This window comes from Daejeonella sp. (genome assembly GCF_049655485.1).
Taxonomy (GTDB): domain Bacteria; phylum Bacteroidota; class Bacteroidia; order Sphingobacteriales; family Sphingobacteriaceae; genus Daejeonella.
On record NZ_JBASJU010000294.1, the window covers coordinates 1 to 6615 of the forward strand.

Here is a 6615-nt window from a genome sequence, read left to right on the forward strand (position 1 = left end):
TGGCTGCCCAATTCAATAAGTTTGCCTTGATCAAGCACGAGTATACGGTCGGCCATACGTACCGTTGAGAAACGATGTGATATTAATACCGCCGATTTCCCTGTAGTAAGCTCGGAAAAGCGTTCGAAAACTTCGTATTCAGCACGTGCATCTAAAGCTGCAGTAGGCTCATCCAAAATCATCAGTTGGGTGTCCTTCATGTAAGCCCTGGCCAGAGCTACTTTCTGCCATTCACCCCCAGACAGTTCAACTCCTTCAGCAAACCGTTTTCCCAGCATCTGGTCATAACGGTCAGGTAGTCGCATTGCAAGTAAATCGGCAAGACTCTTTTTTGCTGCTATTATAATTAAGTCACGATTATCTTTTTGTTTGATGTTCCCTGCAGCGATATTTGTCGCAAAGGTCATCTGATATTTCAGAAAGTCCTGAAATATGATGCCCATGTTTTTTCTTAAATCAAAAAGGTCATATTTTTTAAGGTCGATTCCATCGAGAAGAATTCTGCCTTCTGTAGGATCATATAAACGGGCCAGGAGTTTTACCAGCGTCGATTTACCCGCACCGTTTTCGCCTACCAGTGCGAGTTTCTCTCCTGAATTTAAGGTAAAGCTTATATGACGGTTTGCCCATTTATCCGAATTTACATACCGAAATCCTACGTTTTCAAAGGTAAACCCAATTTTCATTGGGACGGGGAACGGAAGTGCACCTTTAGTGGGTACAATGCGAGGTTGAATTTCGAAAAATTCGAAAAAGTCGTTCAGGTAGATAGCACCCTGAGATATGCTGGTAAATCTGGTAAGTATTCCTTCTAAGAGCGAACGCATTTGCCTGAATGATCCTGCTAGAAACGTTAATTCACCTATGCTAACTTTCCCTTCTATCGTTCTTAAAATAATGATGATATAGGCGAGATAATATCCGGCACTGCCCAGTATCGAAAAGAAAGCACCCCAGCCTGCGCGTCCGATAACAAGTTTTTTGTTATCACTGTAGAACTTCCCGGATAAGGTTTTGAAACGGTCGGTGATGAACCCTGAGAGGTTGAATATCTTTACTTCTTTTGCAGTTTCGTCACTTGCGCCAAGAAATCGAATGTAATCCAGTTCCCTTCGCTCGGGTGTCTGCCCACGTGTGAGTGCATAACTTTTATCGTTAAAGTGAGACTCCCCAAGGAATGAGGGGATGATGGCTACGAACAAAAGAAGAATGAGCCAGGGATTGAACGCTATCAGGCCGCCCGCAAGAAAAAGCATAGTAATCATATCCTGAATCTGCCCCATCACTTGCGACAGGAGCATGGTCCTGCCCATGGTTTGTTGCCTTGCACGCTCCATCTTATCGTAAAACACGGAATCTTCAAATTGATCGAGGTCAAGCTTCGCAGCGTGCTCAATAATTTTTATGGAAGTAGAATTGGAGAATAAGTCGCCCAATAGACTGTCCGTCAAAATAATAGCCCTGTTAAGCACATCGGTTGCGATAGCCAGCGCAAACTCAATGGCAATCAGCATCCACAGATAATTAGAAGCAGCTCCGGGTGGGCCCTGACTAATGCTAACAACTTCATCTATTATCAGCTTTCCAATATATAGCATCGCCAAAGGGAGGGCGGATTTGATTAGCCGTAACGCTGAACTTCCCAGTGTGAGTCCGGGGCTTGTTTGCCATACCAGTTTCAAAAATGCAGGCAAATTTGATAGGGCCGACAAGCGTTGTTTAAAGGTTAAATTATCAGAAGAAATGGAGTTTCTGGGTTTTTTTTCAAACCGTTTTTTTTCACTCATCCTCACAAACTTAAATAATTAGTTTTAATTGGTATAAGGGTTCGATTTTGATATTTGCAGCATCATTTCAATGTGAACTAATGAGATAATCTTTCCATCGAATTTATAACCTTATTTAGTAACTTTACATTATCCAAAAAGGTGTTATACACTATTTTATTGAAGAATGATCGTCATAAAGAACTACGACCAATTTGAGGCTTATCTTGGAAAAGATCTCGGAACCTCGCCCTATCATAAAATTGATCAGCAGCAAATAAATCAGTTTGCCGACGCTACACTTGATCACCAATGGATACATACTGATGTTGCGAAAGCGGAAAATGATGGACCCTTTAAAGCGACTATAGCCCATGGATATCTAACGCTATCCCTGATCCCTTGTTTATGGAAGAAGATAGTTGATATTCAGAACCTTAAAATGGAAATCAACTATGGGATTGAAGATCTTAGATTCGGACAGGCAGTGCTTGTGAATAGTGAAGTGAGGCTTAAAGTTAAAGTTACAGCGATTGCAAATCTTCGGGGCATAACCAAAGCTACGATTGGCGTAAACCTTGAAATAAAAGATCAAAAAAAACCAGCATTTACAGGAAATGTTATTTTCCTATATCATTTTATCGATTAGCTAACCGACAGTTTTGAAAATGCCTTTCCGCTTTAATTATTTTTAAGAACCTAGCCCTTTTTTATGTCATCCACTAATCAGCTAATTAACATCATTTCGCCTATGCCCACTGCTGTCGCTGTGGTGGATATGGACATGAAATACCTGGCTGCATCAAGGCAATGGATTGATGACTACGGATTGCAGGGGCAAGAAATTTTAGGGAAATCACATTATGACCTGTTCCCGGAGATTGGGTCTGAATGGAAAGAAATCCATGCAGAGTGCCTTAAAGGGAAAATTCAGAAAAATTCGCGAGATAAGTTTGTCAGACTTAACGGCGATATACAATGGCTGAGCTGGGACATCCGCCCCTGGAAAAACGACAATGGGCAGATTTCGGGGATGATCATGTACACGGAAGATATTACCAGCAGGGTGGTAGAGGAAATTGAGTTAAAGCGAAATCTCGACCTGTTAAATGAAACAAATGAAGCAGCCAAAATTGGTTCCTGGGAGTATGATATTCTGACAAAAAAGGTGTATTGGTCGTCGATGGTCAAGCAAATATTTGACATTCCCGATCATTTTGTACCTGATTTCGATTCTATCACTACTTTTTTCAGGAACGATTCCGATAAGAACGTATTCGAATCGGCTGTTAGCGATGCCTTAAAGAATCGCAACGCTTTTGATATTGATCTGGATTCTGTGACAAGTAAAGGGCGTCCTTTATGGATAAGGGTACGTGGTAACCCACATTGTAAAGACGATCAATGCATAAGGATATCCGGGACAATTCAGGATATACAGGAACTAAAAATCCGAAGTATACAACTAAAGGACAGCGAAGAGAAGTATAAATCCATTCTCGAAAATTCCTTGACAGCCCAGTTTCTTATCCAACCGGACGGCTATATACTTGAGGCCAACCAAGCCGCATTGGATATGTTTGGCTATACTATTGATGAAATGCGGACACTTGGGAGATCCGGGATAATGGACACGGCGGATCCAAAATTTGCATCATATATTAAGGAACGTGAAAAGAATGGATTTGCCAAGGCCGAGTTAACAGGGATTCGAAAAAACGGAGAACGATTTCCTCATGAAATTTCTTCAGTTTCGTTCAGGGATTCCAACGGGGTGCAACGTACCAGTGTTTCTATGGTAGATATTACCGAACGGAAAAAAGCAGAAGAGAAACAGAAGAATGTTGAAAGTGCACTAAGGGAAGAACGTGAGCTTTTGCGCACTCTTATTGACAATATTCCTACAAGTATTTTTGTTAAGGATCTTCAATCACGTAAAGTATTGGTGAATAAGGCCGAATGTGAGTTTATGAGGGTGAAGGAGCCTTCGGAACTTTTGGGGAAAGACAATTTTGAACTTCTGCCCTTAGATTTTGCAAACCAAGCTTTCGCTGAAGATAAAGTAGTTTTTGAAACAGGCAATGCTATCATAGACAGTGAAATGACAGTAACCTGGAAAGATGGTACAACCAGATCCATTTTGTGTTCTAAGATACCTTTGTATGATAATGGGAAAATCTCAGGACTATTGGGTATAACTCATGATATAACAAAGATCAGGGAAGCAGAAACAGCACTTTTAGAGAGTGAGAGAAAATACCGCAGGATATTTGAAAATATTCAGGACGTATTTTATCAGACTGATCAGTATGGGATTGTAACAGAAGTCAGTCCGTCAATCGAAAGGCATTTTGGTTATACACGGGATGAAGTTCTCGGGAGGGCTGTGACGGATTTTTATTATAGCAAAGTAGACAGAGAGCAATTACTTGAAACTCTCAACAACAACCGTATTGTTACTGATTTTCAAGTCTGCCTGAAAACAAAAGCAGGAGAGAAAAGATACAGTTCAGTAAATGCACAGCTTCTCACTCGAAATGGGGAAGTGATAGGCATCGAGGGAAGTATGAGGGATGTGACGGAGAGAAAGTTACAGGAGGATTCCCTTAAGTTGCTTAACGATGACCTCAATACTCTTAATGAACAGAAAAATAAACTCCTTTCGGTGATTGCTCACGACCTAAGAAACCCTATTTCCGGATGCGTGGCCTTATTGGAGATCGTGTTTATGGACGTGGAGAACACTAGCAAGGAAGAGCTAGTGGAGTATATGGAAATGATGCAAAAAGGAGTTCTTAACGCTCATGAACTGCTGGAGGATCTCCTGGAATGGGCCAGGATCCAATTTCATTCGGTGGATTTTATTCCATATCAAATTGATGATCTTGCCGGCGAAGTCCGACATACTCTTAAAAAGACAGCTCCTATCGCTGAAGCAAAGCAAGTTGAGCTAACGCAGGAGATTGAAGAAGGCATGCCGATGATGGCTGACAGACACATGTTAGCCTCTATAATCAGGAATCTTGTAACAAATGCTATAAAATTTTCCAATAAAGATGGTAAAGTGAAAGTATCAGCTTCACGAACAGCAGATGGAATTCTTTTCACAGTGGCTGATAATGGGATAGGAATCGCTCCTTCAGATATCGGTAAATTATTTAGCGATGAAACAGGATTTACTTCATATGGGACACTTGGGGAGAAGGGTACGGGAATGGGACTTGGCTTATGCCGTAATTTTGTTGAAAAACATAGCGGAAAGATTTGGGTAGAAAGTACACAAGGCGTTGGGAGCAAATTCTACTTTAATATTCCCGATCCGCAAAATATTCTTTAGCGCAAAGATTAGCACGTATCAGGCTACTAATTACAGCTTTATTTTGATAATTTCATTGATGTTATCGACACCGACACGATCTATCCTGACCAAGTAATCAGAAGTTTCTGAATAATATTTCTGGATATGTTTTCGATAAGCATCTTTACTTACTGTTTTTAATCTTGAAATTATAAAACTCTGGAACAGGGCATAATCAACCACCGATTCTTTCCAGTTGGTATATAAAGCATGTCCCCGGTGTATACCAATTGCTGATGTTGGCCTTAATTCTGCCATCTTCATCCCAAAGAGATTATGATTTTCTTTAAAAATGGCGGAGGTAAAATTACCCGTCTCTAGCCTGGCTTGCGATAATGCGACTTCCGGGTATTTGATTTTGAGTTCCAACATAAGGGCCACTAAAGCTTTTTCGGAAAATTCACCTGAACTGCTGGCTTGTTCATTTAATTTTTGTTGGGGAGAATTAAATAAGCCTTTTGCATTGTACGCAAAACCTATTCCGTAACCCAGTGCAAGCACCAGGACGTGATAAACATATTTCTTCATAAATTTCTTTGTTAAAAAAAAGATCCTCAGTTAATTAAGTTGTGATTGAGCGGTTTAGGAAACAGGTTGCATCTTTAACGGTACAAATTTTCATTTATTTCCGCGAGGAGCGATTTCCATGAGGAAGTCTGACCTTTATTTTAACGTTAGCCGACTAGTTTTGTGGCGGGGTGATCATAATGTGTGCCCGTGGTGATCCTGGATCCATAAGCCAGGGCATACCGGGTACGTCAGGTTTAGTAGGAAGCCCGGTTGATTCTGCGGTTGCATACGGGATGTAAATTACGTATCTCAGGAAACCATTTTTAACCTCTCCCGTCCGAACATCGAAGTTTTCTGGTTTAGCTGTATACACGTAAAGGGTAGTGGGTTGTTTCGGCATACGCAATTTCCCTTTTTTTACTTCTTCATCCCTTATGTCTATAGATTCCTTTGCAGTTTTTCCGGAAAACCTGAGATCCCGTCCGCGTTGCATAAAAGGTTCAAGGTCCATGTGATAACTTGCAACGCTTAAACCTGGAAGTTTTGGATCGTCTGCGATACAAATCATTTCATTCGATCCTTTTCTTAGTTCTACGAGTTTGCCGTTTCCATTGTAGCCTAAAACTGTTGATTTATCACGCTTATCGACAGGCGCTGCTAATACCGCAGTCTTAATTTGAATTTCAGCTGATGGGATGTCGCTTTGCGCGAAAATGGAATGTCCGGTAAATAACAATCCGAATAAGATGAGAGTCTTTTTCATAGGAATGAATTAAGGAAATCTTAGAATATTAAATTACCTCTTTTTCTTATCAATAACAAAAAATTACTCAGCCGTTTCGTCAATTTCCCTCGGCGGATCAGGAGCTAGTTTTACTGAATCGTCTGAAACGATGACTAAGCGTTCCTTATAGAGGCTCCCAATTGCTTTCTTGAATGCCTTTTTACTAATTTTAAGCTGATTGTAAATATCCTCAGGAG

General features: G+C 40.7%; 6 protein-coding genes. 2 read left to right on the forward strand and 4 right to left on the reverse strand.

Features of this window, described 5'->3' with window-relative positions:
• Positions 1–1787 (reverse strand): ABC transporter ATP-binding protein (locus WBJ10_RS12265; protein WP_424290694.1); only part of this gene is annotated, 1787 nt, incomplete at its 3' end.
• Positions 1788–1953: 166 nt separating this feature from the next.
• On the opposite strand from WBJ10_RS12265, the gene WBJ10_RS12270 reads away from it, so the two are divergent.
• Both WBJ10_RS12270 and WBJ10_RS12275 read left to right on the forward strand, forming a co-directional pair.
• Complete coding sequence (locus WBJ10_RS12270; RefSeq protein ID WP_424290696.1) at positions 1954–2415, forward strand: MaoC family dehydratase; 462 nt, start codon at positions 1954–1956, stop codon at positions 2413–2415.
• Between the two features lie 63 nt (positions 2416–2478).
• Positions 2479–5103 (forward strand): PAS domain S-box protein, encoded by a 2625-nt coding sequence (locus tag WBJ10_RS12275; RefSeq protein WP_424290698.1) that lies wholly within the window; start codon positions 2479–2481, stop codon positions 5101–5103.
• Between the two features lie 30 nt (positions 5104–5133).
• Here the strand turns inward: WBJ10_RS12275 and WBJ10_RS12280 are convergent, their stop codons facing one another.
• The 3 genes from WBJ10_RS12280 to WBJ10_RS12290 all read right to left on the reverse strand — a co-directional run bounded on the left by WBJ10_RS12280 (position 5134) and on the right by WBJ10_RS12290 (position 6604).
• Positions 5134–5652, reverse strand: coding sequence for a glucosaminidase domain-containing protein (locus WBJ10_RS12280; RefSeq protein ID WP_424290700.1), 519 nt, complete (start codon positions 5650–5652; stop codon positions 5134–5136).
• Positions 5653–5806: 154 nt separating this feature from the next.
• On the reverse strand, positions 5807–6397 hold the full coding sequence (locus WBJ10_RS12285) for a hypothetical protein (RefSeq protein WP_424290702.1): 591 nt from the start codon (positions 6395–6397) through the stop codon (positions 5807–5809).
• 63 nt (positions 6398–6460) lie between these two features.
• Positions 6461–6604 (reverse strand): hypothetical protein, encoded by a 144-nt coding sequence (locus WBJ10_RS12290; RefSeq protein ID WP_424290704.1) that lies wholly within the window; start codon positions 6602–6604, stop codon positions 6461–6463.
• Between the last annotated feature and the right edge of the window lie 11 nt (positions 6605–6615).

Bases quoted from the DNA above. Each gene is read 5' to 3' on its own strand.
- WBJ10_RS12270 (WP_424290696.1), top strand. From the start codon at position 1,954: ATGATCGTCATAAAGAACTACGACCAATTTGAGGCTTATCTTGGAAAA.
- WBJ10_RS12275 (WP_424290698.1), top strand. From the start codon at position 2,479: ATGTCATCCACTAATCAGCTAATTAACATCATTTCGCCTATGCCCACT.
- WBJ10_RS12280 (WP_424290700.1), bottom strand. From the start codon at position 5,652: ATGAAGAAATATGTTTATCACGTCCTGGTGCTTGCACTGGGTTACGGA.
- WBJ10_RS12285 (WP_424290702.1), bottom strand. From the start codon at position 6,397: ATGAAAAAGACTCTCATCTTATTCGGATTGTTATTTACCGGACATTCC.